General features: G+C 72.7%; 24 protein-coding genes. 10 read left to right on the forward strand and 14 right to left on the reverse strand.

Going from position 1 to position 25,583, the window contains the following annotated elements; genetic code table 11:
• Positions 1-23: 23 nt before the first annotated feature.
• The 3 genes from D7147_RS22205 (at position 24) to D7147_RS22215 (ending at position 3,634) form a co-directional block, all read left to right on the forward strand.
• A complete protein-coding gene (locus tag D7147_RS22205; protein ID WP_120680766.1) occupies positions 24-1,073 on the forward strand; it encodes a WxL protein peptidoglycan domain-containing protein in 1,050 nt (349 codons plus the stop codon).
• 154 nt (positions 1,074-1,227) lie between these two features.
• Positions 1,228-1,731, forward strand: coding sequence for a levansucrase (locus D7147_RS22210; protein ID WP_120680768.1), 504 nt, complete (start codon positions 1,228-1,230; stop codon positions 1,729-1,731).
• A gap of 163 nt (positions 1,732-1,894) precedes the next feature.
• Positions 1,895-3,634, forward strand: coding sequence for an amidohydrolase (locus tag D7147_RS22215; RefSeq protein ID WP_120680770.1), 1,740 nt, complete (start codon positions 1,895-1,897; stop codon positions 3,632-3,634).
• A gap of 21 nt (positions 3,635-3,655) precedes the next feature.
• On the opposite strand, the gene D7147_RS22220 is transcribed toward D7147_RS22215, so the two are convergent.
• Positions 3,656-4,783, reverse strand: coding sequence for a hypothetical protein (locus tag D7147_RS22220; protein WP_147437424.1), 1,128 nt, complete (start codon positions 4,781-4,783; stop codon positions 3,656-3,658).
• A gap of 178 nt (positions 4,784-4,961) precedes the next feature.
• On the opposite strand from D7147_RS22220, the gene D7147_RS22225 reads away from it, so the two are divergent.
• Entirely contained in the window at positions 4,962-5,477 is a 516-nt protein-coding gene (locus D7147_RS22225) for a GNAT family N-acetyltransferase (RefSeq protein ID WP_199716799.1), read from the forward strand.
• A 31-nt stretch (positions 5,478-5,508) separates the two neighbouring features.
• Here D7147_RS22225 and D7147_RS22230 read toward each other — a convergent pair whose 3' ends face one another.
• The 5 genes from D7147_RS22230 to D7147_RS22250 all read right to left on the reverse strand — a co-directional run bounded on the left by D7147_RS22230 (position 5,509) and on the right by D7147_RS22250 (position 10,882).
• Positions 5,509-6,480 (reverse strand): NADP-dependent oxidoreductase, encoded by a 972-nt coding sequence (locus D7147_RS22230; protein ID WP_199734235.1) that lies wholly within the window; start codon positions 6,478-6,480, stop codon positions 5,509-5,511.
• Between the two features lie 180 nt (positions 6,481-6,660).
• Positions 6,661-7,596 (reverse strand): PfkB family carbohydrate kinase, encoded by a 936-nt coding sequence (locus tag D7147_RS22235; RefSeq protein WP_233563313.1) that lies wholly within the window; start codon positions 7,594-7,596, stop codon positions 6,661-6,663.
• On the reverse strand, positions 7,593-9,116 hold the full coding sequence (locus tag D7147_RS22240; protein ID WP_120680774.1) for a purine-cytosine permease family protein: 1,524 nt from the start codon (positions 9,114-9,116) through the stop codon (positions 7,593-7,595). The genes D7147_RS22235 and D7147_RS22240 overlap by 4 nt, the downstream gene beginning before the upstream one ends.
• 30 nt (positions 9,117-9,146) lie before the next feature.
• Positions 9,147-10,166, reverse strand: coding sequence for an ADP-ribosylglycohydrolase family protein (locus tag D7147_RS22245; RefSeq protein WP_233563315.1), 1,020 nt, complete (start codon positions 10,164-10,166; stop codon positions 9,147-9,149).
• On the reverse strand, positions 10,163-10,882 hold the full coding sequence (locus D7147_RS22250; protein WP_120680776.1) for a GntR family transcriptional regulator: 720 nt from the start codon (positions 10,880-10,882) through the stop codon (positions 10,163-10,165). Before D7147_RS22250 ends, D7147_RS22245 begins: the two co-directional genes overlap by 4 nt.
• Positions 10,883-11,124: 242 nt before the next feature.
• Between D7147_RS22250 and D7147_RS22255 the strand changes: the two genes are divergently transcribed.
• Positions 11,125-12,117: a suppressor of fused domain protein gene (locus D7147_RS22255; protein ID WP_120680778.1), complete on the forward strand. Its 993-nt coding sequence runs from the start codon at positions 11,125-11,127 to the stop codon at positions 12,115-12,117.
• A 40-nt stretch (positions 12,118-12,157) separates the two neighbouring features.
• Here the strand turns inward: D7147_RS22255 and D7147_RS22260 are convergent, their stop codons facing one another.
• A complete protein-coding gene (locus tag D7147_RS22260) occupies positions 12,158-13,432 on the reverse strand; it encodes a hypothetical protein (protein WP_120680780.1) in 1,275 nt (424 codons plus the stop codon).
• A gap of 194 nt (positions 13,433-13,626) precedes the next feature.
• Here D7147_RS22260 and D7147_RS22265 point away from each other — a divergent pair, with 194 nt between their 5' ends.
• The 5 genes from D7147_RS22265 to D7147_RS22285 all read left to right on the forward strand — a co-directional run bounded on the left by D7147_RS22265 (position 13,627) and on the right by D7147_RS22285 (position 17,262).
• Positions 13,627-13,992, forward strand: coding sequence for an ADP-ribosylation/crystallin J1 (locus D7147_RS22265; protein ID WP_120680782.1), 366 nt, complete (start codon positions 13,627-13,629; stop codon positions 13,990-13,992).
• A gap of 103 nt (positions 13,993-14,095) precedes the next feature.
• A complete protein-coding gene (locus tag D7147_RS22270) occupies positions 14,096-14,644 on the forward strand; it encodes an RNA polymerase sigma factor (protein WP_120680784.1) in 549 nt (182 codons plus the stop codon).
• Between the two features lies 1 nt (position 14,645).
• A complete protein-coding gene (locus tag D7147_RS22275) occupies positions 14,646-15,683 on the forward strand; it encodes a CU044_5270 family protein (RefSeq protein ID WP_120680786.1) in 1,038 nt (345 codons plus the stop codon).
• Between the two features lie 65 nt (positions 15,684-15,748).
• Positions 15,749-16,159, forward strand: coding sequence for a cupin domain-containing protein (locus tag D7147_RS22280; RefSeq protein ID WP_120680788.1), 411 nt, complete (start codon positions 15,749-15,751; stop codon positions 16,157-16,159).
• A 212-nt stretch (positions 16,160-16,371) separates the two neighbouring features.
• Positions 16,372-17,262, forward strand: coding sequence for a universal stress protein (locus tag D7147_RS22285; protein ID WP_120680790.1), 891 nt, complete (start codon positions 16,372-16,374; stop codon positions 17,260-17,262).
• A gap of 95 nt (positions 17,263-17,357) precedes the next feature.
• Here the strand turns inward: D7147_RS22285 and D7147_RS22290 are convergent, their stop codons facing one another.
• The 7 genes from D7147_RS22290 to D7147_RS22320 all read right to left on the reverse strand — a co-directional run bounded on the left by D7147_RS22290 (position 17,358) and on the right by D7147_RS22320 (position 25,582).
• Positions 17,358-18,071 carry an alpha/beta fold hydrolase gene (locus D7147_RS22290; RefSeq protein ID WP_120680792.1) on the reverse strand — a complete coding sequence of 238 codons (714 nt, stop codon included), beginning with the start codon at positions 18,069-18,071 and terminating at the stop codon, positions 17,358-17,360.
• A gap of 122 nt (positions 18,072-18,193) precedes the next feature.
• Positions 18,194-18,958, reverse strand: coding sequence for a DUF427 domain-containing protein (locus D7147_RS22295; protein WP_120680794.1), 765 nt, complete (start codon positions 18,956-18,958; stop codon positions 18,194-18,196).
• Positions 18,959-19,076: 118 nt separating this feature from the next.
• On the reverse strand, positions 19,077-20,279 hold the full coding sequence (locus D7147_RS22300; RefSeq protein WP_120680796.1) for a vWA domain-containing protein: 1,203 nt from the start codon (positions 20,277-20,279) through the stop codon (positions 19,077-19,079).
• Complete coding sequence (locus D7147_RS22305) at positions 20,279-21,448, reverse strand: AAA family ATPase (protein WP_407663384.1); 1,170 nt, start codon at positions 21,446-21,448, stop codon at positions 20,279-20,281. Before D7147_RS22305 ends, D7147_RS22300 begins: the two co-directional genes overlap by 1 nt.
• Complete coding sequence (locus D7147_RS33400; protein ID WP_120680800.1) at positions 21,445-23,103, reverse strand: ankyrin repeat domain-containing protein; 1,659 nt, start codon at positions 23,101-23,103, stop codon at positions 21,445-21,447. The genes D7147_RS22305 and D7147_RS33400 overlap by 4 nt, the downstream gene beginning before the upstream one ends.
• Positions 23,100-24,236: a leucine-rich repeat domain-containing protein gene (locus D7147_RS22315; RefSeq protein WP_120680802.1), complete on the reverse strand. Its 1,137-nt coding sequence runs from the start codon at positions 24,234-24,236 to the stop codon at positions 23,100-23,102. Before D7147_RS22315 ends, D7147_RS33400 begins: the two co-directional genes overlap by 4 nt.
• The gene (locus D7147_RS22320) at positions 24,233-25,582 is read right to left on the reverse strand and encodes an SDR family NAD(P)-dependent oxidoreductase (protein WP_199734236.1); all 1,350 of its coding nucleotides are present in this window, start codon (positions 25,580-25,582) and stop codon (positions 24,233-24,235) included. The genes D7147_RS22315 and D7147_RS22320 overlap by 4 nt, the downstream gene beginning before the upstream one ends.
• Between the last annotated feature and the right edge of the window lies 1 nt (position 25,583).

Consider the following 25,583-nt stretch of genomic DNA (forward strand, 5'->3'; position numbering starts at 1 on the left):
CCCCGCTGCCCGGAGGACTCGTCATGACCCGAACCACGCCAGGGATGCTGCCGCGGTTGCTCGCCGTGCTGGCCGCGCTGCTCGTCACCGTGCCGATCGCGCCCTCCGCCGCGCTGGCGCAGCCGGCGAACCCCACCCTGACCTGGGCGGTGCAGCCGGCCAACGCGAGCGGGCCGGACGGCCGCCGCTGGGTCGAGGTCGCCCTCGACCCCGGGCAGGTGGTGACCGAGCACCTGGCGGTGCGCAACTTCAGTGACGGTGCGGTGGTCTTCGCGTTGAAGGCGGCCGACGGATACCTCACCGACAAGGGTCGGTTCAACATGCTGCCGTCCAACCAGGAGTCGGTGGACGGCGGCACCTGGATCGACGTGCAGGAGAAGGTCACCGTCGGGCCGAAGCAGACGAAGGTGGTGCCCTTCACCATCACCGTGCCGCGCGACGCCAGCCCGGGGGACCACCCGGCCGGCATCGCGGCCACGGTCACCAGCAGCGGAGGCACTGTCGCCGTCGAGAGCCGGGTCGGCTTCCGGGTCATGATGCGCGCCACCGGCACGGTCGTGGCGGCCCTGGCGATCGGTGACCTCACCACCCGGTACGAACGTTCGTGGAACCCGTTCTCGGCCGGCACCGTCCACGTCACGTACACCGCGACGAACGGCGGCAACGTCGCGGTGACCGGCGGCGGCCGGGTCACCGCCGCCGAACTGTTCGGCCTCGCCGAACCGAACGCGCGCACCGACGTCGCGGAGCTGCTGCCCGGCGGCAGCAGGAGCACCGAGGCCCGGGTCGGCGGGGTGTGGGGGCTGGGACCGGTCCGGACGACCGTGGAGGTGACCCCCGCCCTGCTCGCCGGCGATCCGACCGGCGCCGAGGTCCGCCGTGGCTCGGCGACCGCGACGGTCTGGGTGCTGCCCTGGCCGCAGCTGGCCCTCGTGGCGGTCCTGGTCGGGCTCGTCCTCGCCTACCGCGTCATCGTCCGGCGACGCCGGCGGCGGCTGGCGCAGCTCCTCGCCCGGGCCCGGGACGAGGGCCGGGCCGAGGCCCGGGGGTCCGTGCTGACCGGCGGCTCATGACGACGACCCGCTCGCTTCGGTCCGGTTGTCCGGCGAGGAGGTTGTGGACAGCGGTCGGCGTCTCGCACCTGCCCGCGGAGACACCGCCCCCTGCCAAGCCTGGCGATGGTGTTGAATCAACGGCCAGGCGGCCGGGCGAAGGGTCTGAGGCGAGATGGACACCACCGTGACGGAGAGCGTGCGGGCGTATATCGACACGACCGGGCAGCGATTGCGGGCGGACGGGTGCGAGGTGAAGACCGAGGACTGGGCCGGCCTGCCGGTGCTCGTCGGTTACCGTGCCGACTTCAAACTGCGATGGATGGCCACCAAGCTGCACCTGTTCACCATCGTCGCGCCGGCCACCTCGATCACGGAGAGCGCCATGCAGGCGTTCACCACCTCGGCCTTCGACTACGTGCTGGCACGCAAGGGGCAGCTGCGCGGCCTGCAGAGCGGAGTCGCGGTGTTCCCCGCGTTGGTGGGCACCCAGATCGAGCCACGGGCACTGGCCTGGGCCCAGCAGAAGCAGCAGGTCCGTTTCGCGGCGCTGGCGCGTCCGGTGGTGGTGGACGCGAGCACGGGCGCCGCCGGCGCGTTCCGCAGCACCACAACCCTCGGATTCGTCTACTCGGCTCACCTGCGCCGAAAGCTGGATTGCTACTTCCCGGCCGCATGACGGCTTCCGTGGTCACCCCGTGAACCGATCTTGACCATCGATCTTCGTCGCTGATAGCGTCGGCGAGGAAGGAAGCCGTCGATGGGACGGACCTCTGCCGGGCCCACGCCGCCCGCCCGTCGCCTGGACGACTCACGCCGCTCGAATTCGCCGAGGAGTCTCCGTGTGTGAGGCCTGCGCCACCCCACCCCCCACCCCCACCCTCACCCGTGCCCAACTCCTGAGACTGCTCGGCGTCGGTGTCGGCGCCGCCGTGCTCCCGGCATTGCCCGGCGGCGCGGCCCAGGCGGCCACGACGCACGGCACGGGACGCGGGCCGGTGCTGGTGGAGAACGTCCGGGGCTACACCCTCACCCGCAAGGGGCGGCTGCGGGAGTTCTCCAGCATCCTGATCTCCGCGAACGGGAAGGTCGCCGGGCTCGACGCCCACGCCGGTCGGGGCGTACGCCGCGTCAACGGCAGGGGCCGCGTGCTGCTGCCCGGGATGCACGACGCGCACGGCCACCTCTGGAGCTACGGTGCCCTCGCCTCCGAGCTGGACCTCAGCGGCACCCGGACCCTCGCGGAGGCGCAGCAGGCCCTCGCCGCGTACGCGGCCGCCAACCCGGACCTGACCTGGGTCACGGGACGGGGCTGGAACCAGGTGATCTGGGGGCTGGGGCGGTTCCCCACCGCCGCCGACCTCGACGTGGTCGTCAGCGACCGGCCGGTGTGGCTGACCCGGGTCGACGGCCACGCGGGCGTCGCGAACAGCGTGGCGCTGGCTCTCGCCGGCGTCACCCGGGACACCCCCGATCCCGCGGGCGGCCAGATCATCCGCGACGCGGACGGCAACCCGACCGGAACGCTCGTCGACAACGCGATGGGGCTCGTCTCCTCGAAGCTTCCCGCTCCGACCATCGAGGACGTTCGACAGCGGGCCCTCATCGCGCAGCAGAAGCTCAACGCCGTCGGCATCACCTCCGTCTCCGACGCCGGCACGGACGCCGCCGGCTACCTCGTGCTGCGGGAACTGGCCCAGGCCGGCACCCTCACCATGCGGGTGAACGCGTTCCTGACCTGGGACGCGTTCAGCGAGGTCGGCGCCGACGTCCGTACCGACTCGTTCGCGGCCGACATGCTCCGCGTCCGCACCGTGAAGCTCTACGTCGACGGGGCGTTGGGCAGTCGGGGCGCCGCCCTGCTCCAGCCCTACAGCGACGACCCCGCCAACACCGGCCTGCTGCGCATCGAGCCGGAGGAGCTGGACCGGCGGGTGCTGGCGATCCTCCGCCAGGGCTACCAGGCCGCGGTTCACGCCATCGGCGACCGGGGCAACCGGCTCGTCCTCGACGCCTACGACAAGGCGTTCCGCAAGGTCGGCGACCGGGGCCTGCGGCACCGGATCGAACACGCCCAGGTCGTCGCGCTCGACGACATCCGGCGGTTCAAGAAGCTGGACCTCATCGCGTCGATGCAGCCGGTGCACGCGACCGACGACATGAACATGGCCGAGGACCGGGTGGGCCCGGAGCGCATCAAGGGCGCGTACGCGTGGCGCAAGCTGCTCGACCAGGGCACCGTCATCGCCTCCGGCTCGGACTTCCCGGTCTCCTCCGCGCTGCCCTTCGAGGGTATGCACGCCGCCGTGACCCGCACCGACCGGGAGGGCCGACCGGCCGGCGGATGGTACTCCGAGGAGGCCATGACGCCGGTCGAGGCGCTGCGGTCGTTCACCCTCGACGCCGCGTACGCGGCCCACCAGGAGCGGGTGATCGGCAGCCTCGAGCCGGGCAAGTGGGCCGATTTCGTGCTCACCGACCTGGACCCGTTCTGCCTGCCGGCCAATCGGGCGATGTGGCAGACCGGCATCCTGCGGACCTGGGTCGGTGGCCGGCAGGTCGGCGAGTACGGCGACCTCTGATCCGGCCCCGGCGAACTCCCCTCAGGTGACCTTCACGGTGAAGGCACCGAGCTGGTTCCCGCGCTGCGCGTTGTGCGGCAGGTAGAGCTTCCAGGTGACGGTGAGCTCCCGCCCCGGGAACATCGAGGCGGGCACCTCCGTCGTCATCTCGAAGACGGAGGTGCCGCCGGCCGGGATCTGCGGGAGCGGACGACAGTTCAGCCGGTACAGCTGGAACGTGTTCACCGGCTCGTTCGTTGCGTCGCCGAGGGAGAAGCGCTCCATGGAATAGCCCGGGCAGGGGTCCAGCGCGAGCGGGCGGCCGGTCGGGTTGCCGAGCGTCACGCGGAAGGTGAGCCGTGACCCGGCCGCGGCGGCTGTAGGCCCGGCGACCGCGACGGTGAGCTGCTCGAGCGGCGAGGACGGGGGTGTCGATACCGCGACCGGCTCGGTGAACCCGCTCGCCGACAGCGCCGCACGGGCGTTCGGGTTGACTCCTTCGCCCTGCTGGCAGCCGGGCCGGCCGTCCGCGCTGATCGGTGCGAGCAGCGTCCCGCCGTCGTTCGGCAGCTCGATCGCCAGCTCCAGCGGGCCGTCGGTCGGCTGGCAGAACGGCCCGGACCAGTCCAGGCGCAGGCTGGCGTGGCCACCGGCGGGCACGGCGACCACCCGGGTGCGGCCCTCTTCGTTGATGCCGTGCGTGTACAGCATGGGAACCCTGCTGCCACCGGCGAGCAGGGTGGTGGGCACCTCGCCCTGCAGCGTGCACTCCACCTTCGACGCGTTCCGGACGTCCACCTCACCGATGAGGTTGCCGATCCTGGCGTCCCTGCCGTGCGGGGTCTCACCGCCGTTGCCGGGGCGCACCCAGTCGGTGAGCCGGCCGGACAGCTGCTCCGCCCGGCACGGCCTGCTCCCGGCTGCCGGAGACCGTGGCGCGGCCGGTCGCCCGTTGAGGTCCTCGGCGGTGATCTTCAGGTCGGCCCAGGGGACAGTGCCGTCGGCGAGCAGCGAGGCGGGCGCCTCTGCCGGATCGGAGCAGCCCGCCGCGAGGGCGAGCACGATCAGCAGCAGCGACAGCCGACGGACGCCACCGCACGCACCCGACGGGGCAGGACCGCGCCTGAGCAGCGGCGCCGAACGGCCGGCTTCCGGATGCCAAGATCTCATCGACATACAATTGCAGCAACACGCGGTCCCTGTTGCCCCTTGGAACCGGACACCCTGGTTCCGGCGGCGATTTGATCCATCTGCCCGGGGCAGCTCGTCGGTTCGCTCAGGGCATCGGTCGGCTCTGGCGTCCGGCCCGCGCGCTTCTCGTGGGGTCGCCCGCAGTAGCGTCTACGCCATGTCTGACCTGATCACGGTCCACCCGGCGGAGCCCGGGGACGGTGACATCCTCGGCGAGATCCACGCCCTCTCCTGGGGCGTCTCGCACGGCCCGTTCTGCACGCCAAAGGTCGCCGCGGCCGGGGTCGAGGAGCGGCGTACCAAGTGGCACGGGATTCTGGCCGAGGGCGGGGACCCGATCCTGCTGGCGCGCCTGAACGAGCGGCCGGGGGCCTTCGCCCGGTTCGGTGCCTCCACCTTCCGTCCCGGCCTCGCGGAGATCCATACCTTCTTCGCCCACCCGGACGTCTGGGGCAGCGGCATCGCGAAGGTCCTGTTGACGGCCGTCCTGGACCGGGCGCGCGACGCCGGGTACGACGACGTGCATCTGTGGACGCTGCGGGACTCCGCGCAGGCGCGTCGCTTCTACGCCAAGAACGGCTTCGTCGAGACCGGCAGGACCCACGACCACGACTTCGGCGAGGGCCCTCCGCTGGCCCTGGTCGAGTTGGAGCGAGCCCTGCCCCGCCGTTGACCCGCTCGATCGAAGACGGTCTCACCAGCGGTCAGCGCACGGTGAGCAGCAGCTTCCCCGGGTAGGAGGTCTGCAGCCGCCGGTGGGCCTCGGCGGCCCGTCCCAGCGGGAACTTCTCGGCGACGTGCACCTGGAACGGCCCCGCCTCGATCAGCTCGTTGAGCCGCCGCAACTGCCCGGGGTTGCTCTCCCCGTCGTACGCCTGGGTCGTCATGCCGGGTCGCTCGCTCGGCTGCGGCTGCACACCGTTGGGGTACGCGAGCGTGCCACCGTCGCGTACCGCCTCGGCGAGCCGGTCCAACGTCGCGCCGCCCGCCATCGCCAGCAGCCCGTCGACCCCGTTCGGCGCCACCTCGCGGATCCGCGCGAGCACGTCGTCGAGGTCGCCGTGACCGTCGAGGGAGACGTCGGCGCCGAGCCGGGTCACCAGGGCCACGCCTTCCGTGCCGGAGGCCACGGCGACCACGTTGAGGTTCTGCCGCTTCGCGAGCTGCACGGCCAGGTGTCCCTGACCGCCGCTCGCGCCGAAGATCAGCAGCCACGCTCCGGCGGGCAGGGCGAGCGCATCCAACCCCGACAACGCGGTCAGCGCGTCGGTGGGCATCGCTCCCGCGTGCTCCACCGGCACGCCCGCCGGCAGCTTCGCGACGTACTGCGCGTTGGTCGCCGCGTACTCGGCGTAGAAGCCGCCCTTCGGCACCATGGAGTCGGAGACGTAGACCACGTCGCCCACGGTCAGACCGGTCACCTTCCCGCCCACCGCGGCGACCGTTCCCGCGGCGTCGGTGCCGGGCACGAGCGGAAAGGACGCGCCCTCGGGCACCAGCATGCCTTGACGGCGCAGGGCGTCCCATACCCCGACGCCGGCGGTCCAGACCTTGAGCAGGATCTCGTCGTCGGCGATCTGCGGCACCGGCAGCATGCGCGGCGTGATCACCTCTGGGCCACCGAACTCGTCGAGGGCCGCGACCTGCATCCGCTCGGGCACGTCGCCGTCTGCCATCTGGACTTCCTCTCCGCCCTGCTCTCCGCGGCCGCGCGATCAGGCAGCCGTTGCGAGGCCGAGCGCACAGCGGTCGCCGTCAACCGGTGGTGAGCACGGCCGCGCCGCCCCGAACCGCGCCGGCATCGTCGATCGCAGCATGCCGTACGCCCACCCCGGACGGCCCTCACCGGGCGTCGTTCACCCGGTCGGGCTACCGAGCAGCTCGTCGACCTCGCCGGCGGTGGGGGCCGTCGCGGGCCCCTGCCGGGTGACGGCCAGCGCCGCGGCGGCGTTCGCGCGACGGACGGCCTCGACCGGATCGAGACCGCTCACGAGGGCCGCGATGAAGGCGCCCAGGTGGGCATCCCCGGCGCCGTTGGTGTCGACGGCGGTCACCGGGAAGGCGGGCACGGGTACGGTCCGGTCGGCGGTGGCGACCACGGCGCCCTCCGGTCCGGTGCGGACCACCACCCCGGCCCGCCCGGTGCGGGCCACCAGGGCGGCGGCGGCCGACTCCGGATCGGTCTGTTCGGTGAGGATCCGCGCCTCCCGCTCGTTGCAGCTCCACCAGTCGGCACGTTCCAGGGCGGCCGCGAGGACCGGCCCGGGGATCTCGGCGACCAGCGGACCGGGGTCGACGACGACGGTGACCTCCGGGGCGAGCGTCGGCAGCCAGGCCGCCAGCGCCGCCCCGTTGGACGGGTAGGCCAGGCTGTACCCGGAGACGTACACGACGTCACCGGGTCGCAGGTCGACCCGCGCCAGGTCCGCTGCGCCGAGCCGCGCCTCCGCGCCGACGCTGGTGGCGAACGTACGCTCCCCGGTCGGGTCGATCAGCGCGACGCTGAACCCGGTGTCGACGTCCGGGAGCGCCGGTTGCACGACCTCGATGCCGGCCTGGGCCAGCTGCTCGCGGGCCAGGTCCCCGAAGGGGCCGGTGCCGTGCAACCCGGCGTACGCCACGGGCAGCCCCTGACGGGCGGCGCTCACCATGACGTTCAGCCCGCCCCCGGCGGTGATCCGGCTGCCCGAGGCGAGGACGTCCCCACCGACCTCGGGCAGCCGCGGCAGGTACATCACCACGTCGACGACGACGTTGCCGGTGTGCACCAACCGGGGTGATTCGCCGCTCACCGCTCGGCCCCCGCGATCCGCTCGCCGGTCGCCTGCTCGGCGACGGTCTGCCCGACCTGCCCGGCCGGGCTGCCGCGCCGGGCGCTCCTGGCGCCCAGCAGCAGATACAGGGCGCCGGCGACGACGAAGGCCGCGACCCAGCCGAGGCCGTTCGTGCCGAGCCAGGAGTCCGCGAGCGGACCGCTGAACCAGACGTCGTCGGCAGAGGTCGAAGCCGTGAGGAAGAGCAGACCGACGACGGTGCCGGCGAGCCACGGCAGCACCGCCGACCAGCGGAACCCGCCGTGGTACCAGTAGCTGCTCGTGCGGGTGGTGTCCATCAGGCCGCGCGGGTCGTACTCCCGCCGGAAGAGCATGTCGCCCAGGAAGACCGCCACCCAGGCGGTGATCGGTACGGCGAGCAGCGAGATGAAGGTGATGAACGGGCCGTAGAAGTTCCCGGCGATCAGCATGAAGTAGACGCCACCGGCCAGGGTGAGCACGATGTCCAGGCCGACGGCCACCACCCGGCGGGTCCGGACCCCCAAGGTGATCATCGTGAGTCCGGCGGAGTAGACCGAGAGGTTGTTGGAGAGCAGCAGTCCACCGAACGCGGCGAGCAGGTACGGCACCGCCATCCAGGACGGGAGCATCACCTGGATCGCCGATACGGGGTCGCTGGCGGAGGCGAGGCTGCCGTCGCCGGCCGAGAGCAGGCCACCCAACCCGATGAGCAGGAAGAGCGGGATTCCGGCACCGGCCGAGGCCGCGGCGACGATCCGCCCACCCCGCACGTTCCGGTGCTGGTAGCGGGCCATGTCCGCGCCTGCGTTCGCCCACCCGATGCCGGTGCCGGCGGCGATCACACCGACGCCGGCGATGACGACGCTCAGCGGGGCGGCCGGGGCGTCGAGGACGGCGTCCCAGTCGACCCGGGCGATCAGGAACGCGGCGACGATGATGTTCAGCGCACCGAAGACGTACGTCGCCCACTGCTGGATCCAGACGAGCGTGGCGTGTCCCAGGCCCGAGACGACCAGGGTGAGCGCCACGAAGACCAGCAGGCTGATCACGGTCAGCACGGGGTTCGCACTGAGCCCGAACGCGATGTCCAGCAGGGCGAGCAGCGCGTACGCGGCGGTCGTGGTGTTGACCGTCTCCCAACCGACCCGGGACAGCCAGGAGATCACCGTGGGCCCGTGGTTGCCGCGCGGCCCGAAGATCGCGCGGGACAAGGTCATGCTGGGCGCGCCGCCCCACTTGCCGGCCAGGCTGATCAGGCCGACGAGGGCGAAGGAGCCGAACGAGCCGACCGCGGCCACCAGCAGCGCCTGCCAGATGTTCATGCCGCGCAGCGCGACCAGGGTGGCGCCGAGGGGCAGCCCCAGGATGGAGATGTTGGCCGCGAACCAGACCCAGAAGAGCTGGCCCGGGCCGCCCGTGCGCTCGGCGGGGGGCACCGGCTCGATGCCTCGGGTCTCGATGGCGCCGACCCGGTTGGTGTCGGCCGGGATCGTGCCGGCCAGTTCAGTCGTGGACATCGTCGTCCTGCCTTCTTGTGCGTACCGGCGTCAGCTGCGCTGACGAAGGGTGAGTAGGCGTGTCGCCAGTTCTGCCAAGGGAAGGTCGTTGACTTTCTCGATCGTTTCCCGCGCACCGCTCGGGAAGGAGTCGACGCCGTGGCCGGCGCCGGCGATGGCGCCGACCATGGCGGCGATCGTGTCGGTGTCGCCGCCGAGGCCCGCCGCGAACAAGCACGCCTGCCAGGGGTCGTCGGGGTGGACGGCGAGCACCGCGAAGGCCGCCGGGACCGATTCCTGGGTCGCCACGCTCGTTCCGACGAGGCGATAGATCAGGTCGGCGGCCTGCTCCGGCGTCCGCCCGGCGACCAGTTCGGTGGCCCAGCCGATCCGGGTGGCGATGTCTCCCGCCGCGATCCAGTGGCCCCGCCCGGCGGCGAGCCGCGCCGCCCGTACGGCGGTGGCGGTCGCGGTCGCGGTGTCCGCGCCGTCCAGGCCGGCGCTGACCGCGGCCGCGACGGCGGCGGCGCCGGCCAGGGCGACGCCGGTGTTGTGGGTGACCCAGCTCGCCTCGACGACCCGATCGACGAGCCGGTCCAGGTCGGTCGCGGGTACGGCGATCCCCACCGGGGCGATCCGCATCGCCGCCCCGTTGGTCGTGCCGAACCGGCCGGCCTCCTCGAGCGGACGGCCGGCGGCCACGGCAGCGACGGCGGCCCGGGTCGACGGGCCGAGCAGGTCCAGCGAGCCGCGTCGGCGCATGTCGTTCTCCCAGGCGAGCAGCGCCCGGGCGAGCCGGTGCCCGTCGACGTGCCCTTGGCCCTCGACGAGCAGCTGCCCGAGCAGCAGGGCCTGTTCGGTGTCGTCGGTCACCGACCCGGCCGGCATTCCGGGCGCGATCGGCTGGTCCGGGGGGCCCGGTTCGAAACCGGCCAACCGGGGGTGGCGGGCGACGATCCGTTCCCGGGGCATCGACTGGGTCGGCATGCCGAGCGCGTCGCCGACGGCGAGCCCGGTCAGGGCGCCGACCGCGCGCGACTCGATCGTCAGGTGCGGATTCGGAGCGCTCATTCCGACGCCTCCCCGAAGCGAAGGTGCAGCCGGAATCGGTCCGGCTTCAACAGGCTCTCCACGTACTCGACGAATTCGCCGCGCGCGTCCAGGCTCAGCCGCTGGGTACGCAGGAAGAGATCACCGTCGGCGCAGCCGAGCAGCTGCGCGTCGGACTCCGCCACCGGGGACAGGTCCACCCACTCCTCGCCCTGCGCTGGCGCGAGACCGGCCGAGCGCAGCGCCGCGTACAGGGAGCCGGCGAGACCCTGCTCGGGCAGGTCGCGCAGCGGACCGACGGCCGGAATCCGGCTCCGCTCGATCGAGATCGCCGGGCCGCCGTCGAGCGACCGGAGCCGGTCGATCGCGACGAATTCGGCCGAGGGCAGCCCGAACCGCTCCACCAGCTCGGGCTCGTGGACCAGCTCGAGGCGGAGCGTGCGTACGGTTGTCGGGACGCCCTGCTCGGCCAGGGCCCGTGACCAGCCGAGCCGGTCGTCGATGGCCCGGCCGTCGAAGGTCACGAACGAGCCCTTACCGGAGCGGGTCTGGATCAGCCCCTGCCGGGTGAGGTCGATCAGGGCCTGGCGGACAGTGTTGCGGCTCACATCGAACCGGGTCGCGAGCGCATGTTCCCCGGGCAGCTGGCTGCCCGGGGCCAGCCGGCCGCCGCGGATCTCCCGGGCGAGCTGCTCGGCGACCCGCTCGTGCTTCAACTTGAGCACCTGTCCAAACATGTCCAGTAGGGTAGCTCTGGCCTGGGCGATCGACAACGCCGAAGATCAAGCTCTACCGGGGTCCGGTCCGATCCCCGCTGCGGCCCTACGGGTGCGAGCTGACGGGCGGAACAGCCGCGACCGGCGGTCCCTCCGGTCGCACGTACGGCCTCCTCGGACACTGCCGGTAGCGACGGCGGTGCCGCCTGGCGGCCGAGCGGGTCGGGGCGTCGCGCCCGCCGTCGGCATGGTCTGATCTTGCGATGACCTCCGAAGCGCCCGGCTGGGACGCCATCGACGCTCGCCTCGCCGAGCTCTACCCCGATGTCGAGCCGAAGCACTACGGCACGCTGCACCGATTCGCCCTGGGCGGCCCGGACCCGCTCGACGGCGTCAGCTTCTACCCACGTGACGAGCCGGTGCCGCATTGGCACGTCGTCGGGTACGGAATGAGTGAGCTGTACGCCAAGGAATCCGACAACCCCGACGAGTCGGGCTGGGGCTTCGAGTTCACCATCCGGCCCGCCCGCGACATCGGCGAAACCGAGCCGCCGATGTGGGCGGCGAGTCTGCTGCAGAACCTCGCCCGCTACGTCTTCAGCAGCGGCAACTGGTTCGAGCCGGGCCATCACATGAACGCGAATGGACCCATCCGGCTCGACTACGAGACCGAGCTGACCGCGCTGGCCTTCACCGAGGACCCGGAGCTGGGAACGATCCCCACGCCGCACGGCCGCGTGCAGTTCCTGCAGGTGGTCGGTCTGACCGGCGACGAGTATGCGGCAGCTCGGCAGTGGGACACCGACGGTGTGCTGCACTTGTTCGCCGAACGGGTACCGATGCTCGTCACCGACCTGGACAGGCCATCGATCACGGATGATCCGGCGGTGCGGGCCGCGATCGAAGAAGGCCGCGCCCGCGACGGCTCGTCCACCGGACTACTCATGATCGCGGGCTTCGACTGGACCGCCGAGCAGGACACCGTCCGCCTGCGGTTTGCGGACGTGACGACCACCATGGTGGCCGAAGCGGTACGCGATCGGCTGTCCCACGGCCGCGTACTGCTCCTCGACAACACCTCCACCCGCGTGGTTCTGCAGAGGGCGGAGGTCTTCGCCGCTCGGCGACCAGACGACGGCCTGCTGGAGGTGGACCTGCCGGCGGAAGCCGTCGCCGCCCTGCCTGACGTGCTGGTGCCGGGCGTCCATCCGGTTCCCGGCACCAGCCACCTCGTCGTCGAGGTATCGACCGACTGACCACCCCCGCGGCCATGCTCAGCGCGGCCGTCGGGCACTCTCAAAGCCGGTCGTACTGACTCCGCAAGAGCGTGTTGACCCGAGCAACGTCGGTCGTTCCGGGCTGCGCCTCGGTGATGAGCAGGACCACGTCACCCCGTTGGGCAACGCCGTCGACCCGGACCCGGTCCTTGTCGTCGCGGGCCGCATCGACGAACGAATGAGCCCCTTGCAGGCCGGGAATCTCCGTACTGTCGCTGCCGGTTCTCTCCTGCGTCCGAAGGCCATAGGTGTACAGGAACCCGCTCGCGTCATCGTCCGAGCTGAACTGGATCAGCGTCACCGTCACCGAGACCCCGTCCGGCTCGACCCAGCCGCCCATCACGGCGCTACGCATACCGAGCAGCGTGAACACGTCTGCCGGCCCGGCATCGATCAGCTGCGTCACCTGGCTCACGCTGAGCTGTCCGTCGCTGGCCTGGACCTCGGCGTTGAAGGTCGAGCCGACCGGGGCGGTCACCAGAAATTCCCGGAGGTCACCGGAGTGGTCCCGAGGCGTGGCCGGCCGATGCAGCGCCAACCAGACACTCGCCCCTGCTGCGACCACCGCAACGACCACTCCGAGAACGAGGGCGGTAATCGGGCCACGGCGCAGCCACCACGGCACCCAGACCGGTCGCGCGGACCATCCGGTAGTGACCGGCGGCCGCGACGCGGGCGCCTGCGTACCGACCGTCGGCTCCGGGGCGTGCGCCGCCGACCCCGACACGGACCCTGGCCGAAGGGCCGATGCCTGTGACGTGGACCGTTCCGCGCGGGTCCGTACAGGGGCCGTGAGCGCCGCCACAGCCGCGGTCACCAGCAGCACGCCGAGCAGCGCCAGCAGCGCCCCGGACCGGATGTCGGCCCTGGGGTAGTCGCTCGCCCGCAGGCCGCTCGCCTCGACAGCCGGTCGACCGATGTCGAGGACCAGGAAGACGATCGCGAGGTCGACGAGGCAGACGAGACGAAGCAGGGTTCGCCGCCAGCCCGGCTTGACCCAGCCTGCGGCGAACGCCCCGAACAGCATCAGCCAGCCGACGTACAGCGGAACTGCCGTCTCCGACAGGTCGAGGAGGCGATACGTCCGCAGAGGCTGCTCCGGATCCTGCCCGAACAATCGATCGAGCGCGCTCCCGGCCAGCACCGCGACCCACGGTAGGAAGTGGGCGCCGATCAGCGCCGCCAGGGCCAGTACGGCCAGCGCAAGCGCGCCAATGTGTTGACCGGGGCGCGCCACGCGAGGCGGCGCCTCGGGCGCGGCGTCCACCTGTGCCGCCGAAAAGCTGATCTCCACGCGGGCATGATGACAGTGCCGATCGTGATCGTCCATCCGCTTGCCGCTACGGCCACGTATGGTCGGTGGCCGCCAGGCATTGAGCCGGCACCGGCCACCGCGTCTTACCCGGAAGTCGCGGTGGGGCGGCAGGAAACCGTTGGCCGCTGCGAAGATCCCACCGCTAACCTGCCCCGACCAGGAAGGAGACAGCGGTGAGCGAGACGATGACCCTGTGGCGGCCCACCGGTCCCACGGAGCTGGACCTCGTACGCGCCTCCGGCTGGACAGCGTGGCCGCCGCGCCTGCCGGACCAGCCGATCTTCTACCCGGTACTGAACGAGCAGTACGCGATCATGATCGCCCGGGACTGGAACGTGCCCGCCTCGGGCGTCGGCTACGTCACGCGGTTCAAGGTCGATCGGGAGTTCGCGTCCAGGTACCCGGTTCGGCAGGCCGGCGGTCGCGACATCCTCGAACTGTGGGTGCCGGCCGAGGAGCTCGACGAGTTCAACCAGCACATCGTCGGGCCGATCGAGGTCGTCCACGAGTTCCGACCCGTCGGCGGGGCACCGGGGTGAGCGGTTCGCGTTCTCCGGCAGGCCAGCGCCGCTGACAGGCAACTCCTTCGTTGCTGGGTGTGATGTTCCGGTTGATGCCGGACATAAGCCCGTAGGAGGTGCCATGGACGTGGCGAAGCAGCACTTCACCGAGCTGTACGAACGTCATCACGGTGACGTGTGGCGGTACGTCGCTCGGCGGATCGTCGCGTCCGACGTCGGCGACGTCGTTGCCGAGGTCTTCCTCGTGGCCTGGCGTCGGTTCGGCGACGTGCCGTCCGGGTCGGCGTTGCCGTGGCTGTACGGGGTGGCCCGGCTGGTGCTGGCGAACGAGGCCAGAGGTCGTCGGCGGTGGCAGGAGTTGACGCTACGGGTGGCGGCGGAGCCGGACCGACTGGTCATGGTGGACCACGCGGACGGGGTGGCCGGCCAACGCGACGTCGTGGTGGCCTTCGGCCGGTTGTCCGGCGGCGACCAGGAGATCCTGCGGTTGGTCGCCTGGGAGCGGCTGACCGCCGCGCAAGCGGCGGCCGTGCTCGGCCAGTCCCGGGCGGCGTTCGCGATGCGGCTGCTGCGTGCCCGCCGGCGGCTCCGGGCGCAACTCGGCGCGACCAGTGACGTGGTCGAGCCGAGGCCGTCGGCGGCGCCGTCGATGTCGAATCGAGGTGGATGACGTGAAAGTCACCGACGAGGTACGGCAGATGCTGGGCGGCCTGGACCCGGCCCGGAACATCCCGCCTCCCGAAGAGAGCCGTCGCGAGCGGGACCTCGCCCGGATCCTCGCCACGGACCGCGCGGCGGAGACGGGCCGCCGAGCGGTTCCCCGTCGTCGGTTCGTGCTGGCGGCGGCCGGCGCGGTGGTCGTGGCGGCCGCCGGTGCCGTGGTGGCGGTCGAGACGTACCGCCAGCCGCCGCCCGCCTACGCGGCCACCCCGGCGATGCTCAGCTACGGGCCGCCGGCGAGCACGGAACCGGCGAGCATCCGGCTTCGGCGCCTGGCCACCGTGGCGGCGGCACAGCCGGTGCCCGCGCGGCCGGCCGGGACGGTGGAGCACCTGGAGTCGGCGAACTGGTTCCTGAACTCGTCCATCTCGGGCGGTCGGACGGCGTCTGCCGTCGTACCGCAGCAGTGGCGGTCCTGGCGCACCGACGACGACGCCGGCCGCATGGTCCGACGGGATCTGCCGCCGGTCTTCCGGTCCGACGCCGACCGCAGGCAGTGGCGGAAGTGGGGCGGCCGCCTCGGGTCGTCGGAGGAGGTACGCGACTACCCACCGGGCGAGTTCTACAGCGTTCTCCGCGGTGAGGTGCCGGCGCGTGCCGACCTGCTACGGCACTGGCTCAGCGCGGATACGTCGGCGGTGCCGGCGCCCGTGCAGTACCTGGAGGATGTCGCCGAGCTGGTCGGCGTGCGGCTGCTGAACCCGGCTCAGCGCGCCGCGGCGCTCACCCTCCTCGCGGACCTCCCGGGCATCACGGTGACCGGCACCGTCACGGACCGCGCCGGACGGGTCGGTGAGGCCTTCTCGATCACGTCCGACGCGCACGGTCTGCCCGCCCAGTACACCGTGATCGTCGATCCGCGCTCCGGCGCCCTGTTGGGGTACGAAGAGCTGCTCACCACGACAGCCGGGAAGCTGAACGTGACCATCCCGGCGGTGATCACCTACCGCTCCTACCTGACGGCCGAGTACGCCCCGATGCCCCGCTGACGGGCTGTCACAAACAGGGAAGCCGTCTTGTCGTTCCGATAGACAGTCTCTGTTTGGAGGAACGCATGAGTGGTGAGCACGCACACCTGCCCCCGGGTGTCGAGGTGATCACGACCCAGCCGGAGGCGACGGCCGGGATCCCGGCCGGCGCGGAGGCGAGGACCATCCGGGTCACGCTGCAGCCCGGTGACCCGGGCGCGCCGCCGCACCGGCACCCCGGGCCGCTCTTCGGCTACGTGACCCAGGGCGAGATCCTCTTCGAGCTGGAGGGGCAGCCGCCCCGGGTGCTCAAGGCCGGTGACGCCTTGTTCGAGCCCGGCGGCGACGTCATCCACTACCAGGGCGCCAACAATCTCCCGGATGCCCAGTCGCAGCTGGTGGTGACCATGTTCGCGCCGCCCGGCTCCCCGGTGCTGACCGTGGTCAGCGCCGAGGAGCTGGCCGAGCGGCGGCATCTGCGATACACCCAGCCCTGACCGGCGCCGGCATCCCGATCTCCCGTTGAGCCGGTCGTAGCGGCCTCCGGCGCCGGCGAACTGCTTCTGCCGGCGATCGACGGCCAGGAGCCGCAGCGATGACGCGGCGGCTCGGACCGACCACGTCCAGGCGAGTCACCACCCCGTGCGCGCAACCTCCGTCGGCGACGACTGACAGGTCGCGGCATGCCCCCTGTTGAAAGAGAGAAGTAATGACGATCAGTGCTGGCGCCCCTGTCGTGGTGGGTGTGGACGGCTCCACCGTCGGGTTGGACGCGGTACGGGTGGCGGCCCGAGAGGCGGCCCAGCGGCGGCGGCCGTTGCGGGTGGTGCACGCCTTCATCTGGCCGCTGATGGGTGTGTCGGGTCGCCCGGCGCCTGGCGCTCCGGTGGGTGGCGGTCTGCGGCATCAGGCTGAGCGGTACGTCGTGGAGGCGGTCGCCGAGGCCGGAAAGGTCGCGCCGGAGGTGCCGGTCACCGGCGCCGTCGTCGACGGTGAGGCGGCCACGGTGATGTTGGCGGCATCCCGGCAGGCCGCGCTGGTGGTGCTCGGGCACCGTGGCCTGGGTGGGTTCGCCGGCCTGCTGATCGGCTCGGTGACGGTGCAGGTCACTTCCCGGGCGCTCTGTCCGGTGCTGGTGGTCCGGGGTGAGCCGCGGGCCGACGGTCCGGTGGTGGTGGGCGTGGACGGCTCGGAGTTGTCCCGTGCGGCGGTCGGGTTCGCGTTCGAGGAGGCCGCCTACCGGGACGTCCCGCTGGTCGCGGTGCACGCCTGGCGTTACCCCACGCCGCTCGGTTCCGGCGACTTCGTGCCTCTGACGTACGACGTGGACGCGTACGGCGACGAGGTGGGGCGGGTCCTCGCCGAGTCGGTCGCCGGTTACGCCGAGCGTTATCCGCAGGTGGCTGTGCGGCACCGGCCGGTGCGCGGCACCGCGGCCCATGCACTGACGGAGGAGTCGAAGAGCGCCCAGTTGATGGTGGTCGGCGCGCACGGGCGCGGTGCGCTGGGCGGCCTGGTGCTCGGCTCGGTCAGCCACGCGGTGCTGCACCACGCGCACGCCCCGCTCGCCGTCATCCGCCAGGCAGCCGGCCGGCCCTGACCAGTCGCAGTGCCGAGCAGGGACGTCCACATCGGCCGTGCCAACAGGCGAGCAGCTGGAGCCGGCCGTACTGGCCGGCTCCAGCTGGCTCTGGTTCAGGCCGCGACGGCGTCGAGGATCGCGGCGGTGACCGCGTGGGGCTGGGAGACGGTGAGCGCGTGGGAGGCGCCGGCGATCTCGCGTACGTCCTTGGCGCCGGCCCGGTCGGCCATCTGCCGGTGCAGGGCCACCGGGATGCAGAGGTCCTGGTCGCTGTAGACGAACCAGGAGGGGAGCACCCTCCAGGCGGGAGTGTCGGTCGGCAGGCCGGTGGTGAGGGCGATCTCGGTGACCGGGCGTTGGGTTGCGCTCATCACGGCCGCCTGAGCGGCTGAGGTGTCGGCGGCGAACTGGTGGTGGAAGGCGTCGGGGCGAATAGCCAACTCGACTCCGCCAGTCGTGACCGGGCGCGCGGTCAGCGTCTCGCCGAGGGTGCTACCGGGGAACCTGGTCGACAGCTCGAACGCGGACTCGCCGTGGTCCGGGGCGAACGCGCAGACGTAGACCAGGCCCGCGACCTTGTCGTGGCCGGTAGCAGCCTCGGTGATCACCATGCCGCCGTAGGAGTGGCCGACGAGCACCACGGGGCCGTCGACGGCGGCGATCACGTCGCTTAGGTAGGCAGCGTCCCCGGGCAGGCTGCGCAGCGGGTTGGCGACCGCGATCACGGGTACGCTGCTCGCCTGTAGCTGCTCGACGACTCCCGCCCAGCTTGCGGACTCGGCGAAAGCGCCGTGGACGAGGACCACGGTTGGCTTCTGGTTGGTCATGATGTCCTCCTGGCACGCCTCTTGCTTGTCGGCAGCCGAGACAGCGCAGGTACGGGACTTGTGACAGGGGTGTGCTCGCCATCACCGATGGCGCTTGGGCGGGGCGTGCTGGACCGACGCGATCAGGAGAAGTGCGTCTTCGGCCGCGCGAGCCGCTCCCCGTCGACGATCAGGTCGACCTTCTCGTTGTAGAAGGCGATGAGCCCGGCGATCGGCAGCAGCGCCCCGGTGGGGAACTCGTACGACCAGGCCAGGTCCGGATGGATCGTGCCGTTGCCACGGACGGACCAGTATTGGCTGGTCCGGCCCTTGTACGGGCAGGCGGTCCTGGTCCCGGACGGGACGAGGTGCGCGAGGTTCACCTCGGTGCGGTTGAGGTAGTACCGGGTCGGCAGGCCGGTCTCGAAGAGCAGCACCGGCGACGTCGACTCGGCCAGGACGATCCCGTCGAGCTCCACCCGGACGCGGCGGGTGGAGCGCAGCGCGTCCACCCGCGCGTACGGGTTGCGGGGATGAACGAAGACCTCCTCGTCCTCCTCGAACCAGCTGTCCAGGGCGGCCCAGTCGAACCGGACGGTCTCCGCCAACCCGGGCAGCGCGTCGTCGCCGTACCAGCGGACGGACGACGGGCGGGAGGTCTCGCCCAGTCGTACGCCGTGCACCCGTCCGGTCCCGCACCGGATCCGTTCCGTGCGGTGCTCGTCGATCAGGATGCTGCGGTTCACGTCGTCGATCGGGATGTAGTAGTGGGGGTAGAAGGGCCACTCCCACACGTACTGCGCCCGTCGGGTGTCCAGCACCAGCTCACCCGCGAGGTACGCGCGGAGCCGGCGGGGCACCGGCTCGACGCGGTCGTCCGGGACGAACGCTCTCGGGTAGTCCGGCACTTCTCCTCCGTTTCACAGCAACTGGGTCGGGAGAGGTACTGGCTCAACGATCAGCAGGCCCAGCGTGTCGCGCCCACTGCGGCACTACGAGCCCGGCGGCGACCCGGGGCCGTCCAGGTCAGGGTGTCGCCGGCCGACCGGCCTCGGGCGGCTCGTCGATGCGTACGGTGGCGATCCACTCCGGCGGGGTCGGCGCGTCCATCCCGACCAGGCCCGCGATCAGCCGGGCGGACTCCAGCGGCGCCGCCGGCCAGGGCGTGTACCCGTCGGTGAGTACGACGATGATCTGTGGTCGGTGCCGCAGCGCCTCGTCGACGCCGACCCGCATGTCGGTGCCGCCGCCCCCGGCGAGCCGCACCTCGCCGATGTTGTGCACGGCGCGCACCACGTGGACGGCGGCGTCGCAGGAGAGCACGGTGACCCGGTTACCGCCGATACCGACGGCCCGCAGCACCCCGCTCACCTCGGCCAGCGCCGCCGCGAGCCGGCCGTCCGACATGGAGCCGGAGGTGTCCACCACGATCGCCACCCGGGGCACCGGTTGCCGCAGCCGGGGCAGCACCACCCCGCGCATCGACTGGGAGCGTCGCGACGGCCGCTGGTAGGTGTAGTCGACCGCGCCGCCGGCCCACGCGGCCGCTTCCCGTACCGCGCCGCTGAGGGCCCGTCGCCAGTCGACGGTGGGTTCCAGCACGGCGTCCGCCCACCGTCGCCAGCCCGCCGGCACGTCGCCCCGGACGCGGGACGCGGAGCGGATCTGCTGGGCGCTGTCGCGGCGGATCGCGCCCGCCTCCACCTCGCTGACCCCCTCGCCCCCGCCGTCGCCGGTCTCCCACGGCCGGGCGACCCCGTGGGCGCCCGAACCGCAGTCGTGCCCGCCGGTCACCTCGGGTGGGAGCAACGTCAGGTAGCGCTCGAAGAGCAGCCCGGACGGCAGGCTATAGGTCTTCGGTTCCAGCCGGCCAGGGGGCAGTGGCAGCCGGTCGGCGAGGAGGTCGTCGTTGATCTCGCAGTCCTGGGCCACGTTGATCCGATGGTGGTCACGGCCCTGTGCGGCGGCGAGCCGGTCGGCTCGGGTGTGGTGGTCGCGCAGCAGGTGGGCGACCTCGTGGATCCACACCGCGGCGAGCTGCGGCACCGGCAGCTCCGAGATGAAGTCGGGGTTGACGTAGCAGCGCCACCGCCGGTCGACGCCCATCGTCGGCACGGCCCGGGACTCGACGACGGTGACGCTGTAGAGCGCCGAGGCCAGGTAGGGCCGGTCCTGCGCGGCCCGGAACCGGGCGGCGAGCAGCTTCGTCCGGTCCAGCGCCGCGCTCATCAGCTCAGGCGTCCGGAGAGGTACAGCACCTCCGCGAACGCGTCGATCGCCGCGGGTACCGGCCAGGACGGTTGGCGCAGGGCGGCGAGGTCCATCGCCGCGCGGGCGGCCACGTCCGGCACGCCGGCCTTCACCGCCTTCTCCAGCACCACCCAGGCGGCCTCCCAGCGTCGCTCGTCGACCCGTCCCTGCACGGCGGAGATCACGGCGGTGAGGAAGGCGAGCTGCCGGTCGCCCCGTTCCGGCAGCGTGAAGGCGTCCGGGTCGGCCAGCACCCGCTCCGGGTCGGGCAGGTCGAGGTTGTCCAGGTAGGTGACGAACTCCAGGCCGGCGCCGTCGCCGACCGCGCCGACCAGCGCCAGCGACAACGCCTCGCGGCCGGTGCCGCTGCAGTGGTGGAAGGTGAGCAGCCGCAGCGCCATCTCCCAGGTGCGCGGCGACGGCCAGGCGCCACCGCGGGCCTCCGCGTCGGCGGGCAGGTGATGGGCCAGCCCGGGCCGGGCGGTGAGGAAACCGGCGACGGCGCCGCGCGCCCGGGCCAGCGCCGACGCGGCCCGGGCCGGTTCGACCGTCGGCACGGTCACCGCCGGCCAGGTGCCGGCCAGGCCCCGCGCCACGGTGCGGGGGTCGTGCGTCCAGTGCAGGTGTACGAAGCGGTTGGCCAGCGGCGGAGCGAGGTGCCAGCCGTCGGCGGCGCTGGTCGGCGGGTTGGCCGCGGCGACGATCCGCACGGCGGCCGGTAGGTGCAGGCTGCCGATCCGGCGTTCCAGCACCACCCGCAGCAGCGCCGCCTGCACCGCCGGCGGCGCGGAGGAGAGCTCGTCGAAGAAGAGCAGCCCGGTGCCACCTCGGGCCAGCCGCACCGCCCAGTCCGGTGGCGCCATCGGCACCCCGTCGGTGGCGGGGGAGTCGCCGACGATCGGCAGCCCGGAGAAGTCGGACGGCTCGTGCACGCTGGCGATCACGGTCTCCAGCGGGGTGCCGAGCCCGTCGGCGAGTTGTTGCAGGGTGGCGGACTTGCCGATGCCCGGCTCGCCCCAGAGCAGCACCGGCAGATTGGCCGCCACCGCGAGGGCCAGCGCCTCGACCTTCGGGTCGCGGGCCGGCTCGGAGCGCCAGTCGCGGGTGGCGGCGACCAGCGCGTCGGCGTCGGCGAGTCGAGCGTTCACCGCTCCATCCACTCCTCGAGGATCTGCAGGATCAGGCGCGGGCCCGGAGGTTCCTCGTCGTCCTCTTCGTGCATCTCGACCTTGTAGCCGGCCACCTCGACGGCGCCGAACCCGTTCTCGTCCTCCACGGTCGGGTCCGCGCCGGCTTCCAGCAGGGCGCGGACCTTCTCCGGGCTGGCCCCGTCGCCGGCCGCGACGTGCAGCGCGGTGCGATTGCGCCGGTCCTGCGCGTCGACAGGTACGCCCGCGTCGACGAGCCGGCCGATCAGGGCGGCGTCGTCGAGGGAGCGGACGTGGTGCAGCAGCGTGCCGCCGCGGCCGTCGCCCATCCGTGGGTCGAGCCCGGCGTCCAGCAGCGCGGCCAGCGCGGCGGTGCCGCCGTGCTGGATGCGCAGCAGCACTTCGCGGCGGAGCTGCTTCAGCGGTCGGGGCAGGTGGTCGGTCGAGCCACGCCAGGCCGCCACCGCGCTCAGACAGCCGGCGACCTGCCCGCCCAGACCGCCGAGCAGTTGCTCGCGGCGAACCTCCTCCGGCGGGTGTGACGTCGGGTCGAGCCGGCCGTCGGCGTGCCGCAGCGTGTGCCACTCGCCCCGACATCGCACCGGGACGTCCCGGCGCAGATCCATCCGGTCGTGGGCGGGCGCCGCCGGGGTGGCCGGGAAGAGCACCTCGCGGACCAGGGGGTGCAGCTCGGCCGGGTCGAGCAGGCCGTGCCGGATCAGTTCGAGGTCCGCCGGTCGCTGGTAGACCGGGCCGGCCAGCACGGGGGAGTAGTAGTGCTGCCGGTCGTAGTCGAGCAGTCGCGCCGTGACGCGGTGCGGCTCGTGGCGTACCTCGGCCACCGGCTGCGTCTCGTGTCGAATCACCAGCCGGTCGAGGTCGTAGCGCTCGCGCAGCCGGGTCAGCTCGGCGGCCAACCCCACCGGCAGGGCCAGTTCGACCAGCGCGGTGGCGAGGTAGTTGCGGCGGCGCCCCTCCGGTGGGGTGGTGTCGAGGTCCACGCCGGCCGCCGACCAGGCGCCGACGGGGTCGCCCGCGGCGATCAGCCGGTCGAAGACCTCGGCTCGGGTCGCCGGATCCGCCTCATCGACCTGCGTCGGGTACGCCTCGAACGGCCGCACCGACCCGTCGGCCTCGAAACCCGGCAGGCGTTGTGGCGTGCCGCCGTACGCCGCGCGGAGCCCGTCGACGTGCTCGGTGCTCCAGAACACCGGCGGTAGGTCCGGCCAGCCGGGGTTCGCCTCGGCGCCGGCGCGCACCTCCAGCCGCAGCCGCTGCGAGCCGTCCACCGTCTTCGGGGCCCGCAGCACCAGGATCGCGTCGTCCGCGCCGATCCGACCCGCGCGGGTCGACAGCAGCCAGTCGTGGTGGGTGGCGAGGCTGGTGCGCCCGCCGAGGACCCGGGGCAGGTGCCAGCGCAGCAGGTCCGGGGCGAGCGCGGCCAGGTCCGCCTCGATGAGGTCGGCCTGCCGGGCCCCGTGGGCGCGGCGCACCTCGGCCAGGTCGAGGTCGACGTCGATCCGACCGGCGGCGCAGCCTGCCCGCCAGTCGCCGTCGGCGCGGGCGGCCGCCGCCGCCTCGATCATCGCCGGCGGTACGGCGTACCGGCGGATGCGCTGCCAGACGGGCAGCTCGGCAAGGGTCGGTTGGTTCACCGGTAGACGCTCGCGATCGCCTGGATGTCCTCATGGGGCAGCGGTGCGGGTTGCTCGGCGAGCAGAGCCGCGGCCCGGCGGCGCTGCTTGCGGGGCACCCCGCCGTTGATGCCGAGGTAGCGCAGCGTCGGATGACCCTCGATCGCCGCGACGAGTCGCCGGGCTCCTCGACCGCCGATCTCGGTACGCCGCACGTCGAGCCGGCGCAGCCGGGCACCCGGCAGGGCCTCGGCGAGCGCCTCCGCCCCGTCGTCACCGACCACGTTGCCGTGCGCGCCGAGGGCTCGTTCGGACGGTGGCCGGGCCAGGTCCAGCGCCTCCCAGGCGGCCAGGTGGCGGGTGAGCGCCGCGACCCCGGCCGGGGTGATGCCGTTGCCGCCGAGGCCGAGGGTCATCGGCACCCCGTCGGCGAGGTCGGCCAGCGCGGCGACCCCGGTGTCACCGAGGTGGTTGGCGGCCAGGTAGAGCTCGCGGACGCCGGCGGTGTGGATGAGGGTGCCGAGCACGGGCACCGCGTCCGGGCCGAAGCCGTTGCCGCCGAGGAAGAGCCGCTGCACCGGGACCGGCCGCTCTGCCAGCGCCGCCGCCAGCATGGTCAGTCCGCGTACGGTCATCCCCACGTTGACCAGGTCCAGGGTGCGCAGGGTGGTGTTCGTCCGGAGGGCGTCGGCGAGGCGGCGCACCCCGTCGTCGCCGACCGGGTTGCGTTTGAGCCAGAGCGCCCGGAGTTGGTCGTCGGCGGCCAGCCGTTCGGCCAGGGCGGTCACGCCGGTGGAGTCGATGAGGTTGCACCCCAGGTAGAGGGTGTGCAGCCGGTGGCCGGGGCGCAGCGCGTCGGCGACCGCCCGCGCACCCGCTTCGCCCAGCGCGTTGGTGCCGAGCAGCAGGTGCCGGACCAGCGGCGAGTCGACAGCCGCCGTCACGATCCGGGCGGTCTGCGCCGGGCCGACGCCCTGCTTGCACAGGTCGAGGCGGCCGTCGGCGCGGACGGTGCCGCGTGGGTACACCTCGCTGTCGCCGATCGGCGCGGGCGTGGCCAGGCGGGCCAGCAGCGGGTCGAAGTCGGCCGGGTCGGCCAGGCCGGCGGTGGGGTCGGCGATGATCGGGCAGCGCACCGGCGTCGGATCGGTCACCAGGGCACACTCCGGTAGTCCTTGAGGAACTGGCCGCTCACCGGTGCGCCGTGGACTCCGCGTACCACCGGGTCGTAGATGCGGGCGGCGCCGTCGATCACGTCGAGCGGGGGGCGGAAACCGTGCGCACGCTGGTGGCTCTTGCTCGGGTGCGGGCGTTCGTCGGTGACCCACCCGGTGTCGACGCTGTTCATGTGGATTCCGCCGGTCAGGTAGTCGGCGGCGACCGTGCGGACCAGCATGTTGAGCGAGGCCTTCGCCATGTTGGTGTGCGGGTGGCGGACCGTCTTGCCGGCCCGCGAGTAGCTGCCCTCCATCGCGGAGACCTGCACGACGTGGCGCTGCGGATGCGGGCTGGCCTCCATCAGCGGACGCAGCCGGGAGGTGAGCAGGAACGGCGCGAAGGCGTTGACCACGTGCACCTGCAACCACTCGTGCGGGGTGACGTCCGCGTCGCGCAGCACCCACGAGTTGACCTCCCGCAGGTCGAGCGGCTGCCCGGTCTCGTCGGTGCGCCCGGCCGGGAAGTACGCCGCCAGCAGCGCCGGCAGGCCGGCCGGTTCGACTCGGGCGGGGGCGGCGCCCACCGCGATCCGGGCGGCCGGCCCGGCCAGCGGCGTCGCTTCGGCGTCGCGTACCTCCCGGTGGTAGGCCGGTGGCCGCCACAGCGTCTGCGCGGCGTTGTTGACCAGGATGTCCAGCCCGCCGAAACGCTGCCCGACCAGCGACACGAAGTCCAGGGTGGCGGGCAGGTCGAGCAGGTCGAGGCCGTGCACGTAGAGCCGGTCGGCCCAGTCGGCGCTGTCCGGCACCGCGGCGTAGCGGCGGGCGGCGTCACGCGGGAAGCGGGTGGTGACGATGACCTGAGCGCCGTCGCGGAGCAGCTTCAGTACGGTGTGGAAGCCGATCTTCACCCGGCCGCCCGTGACCACGGCGGTGCGGCCGGTCAGGTCGCAGCGGGCGTGCCGGCGGACCCGATTCTCCTGGGCGCAGTCGGGGCACATGAGGTGGTAGTCGGCGTCGACGCTTCGGTAGGCGGCCTTGCAGACGTAGCAGCAGCGGTCCCGGCGCAACGTGCCGACGCTGCTGTCGCCGGGGGAGGGCTCGACCGGTTGCGGGGTCGGGTCGGGGATCTCGTCGTGGAACCGGGTGGCCGCGGCGAGGATCGCCCGGTCGGCCGACCGGGTGGCCGCCTCGCGGCGCGCCTTCGCCCGCTTCTTCACCCCACGCGCTGCTGCGCCGACGGCACGTTCGAGCGTCTGCCTGGCGTGCTCGTCGAGGTCGGGGTCGTCGAGACGGGCCAGCACGGCGAGGCAGGTCGCCAGCTCGTCCTGATCGACAGACACC

This window comes from Micromonospora musae (genome assembly GCF_003626545.1).
Classification (GTDB): domain Bacteria; phylum Actinomycetota; class Actinomycetes; order Mycobacteriales; family Micromonosporaceae; genus Micromonospora; species Micromonospora musae.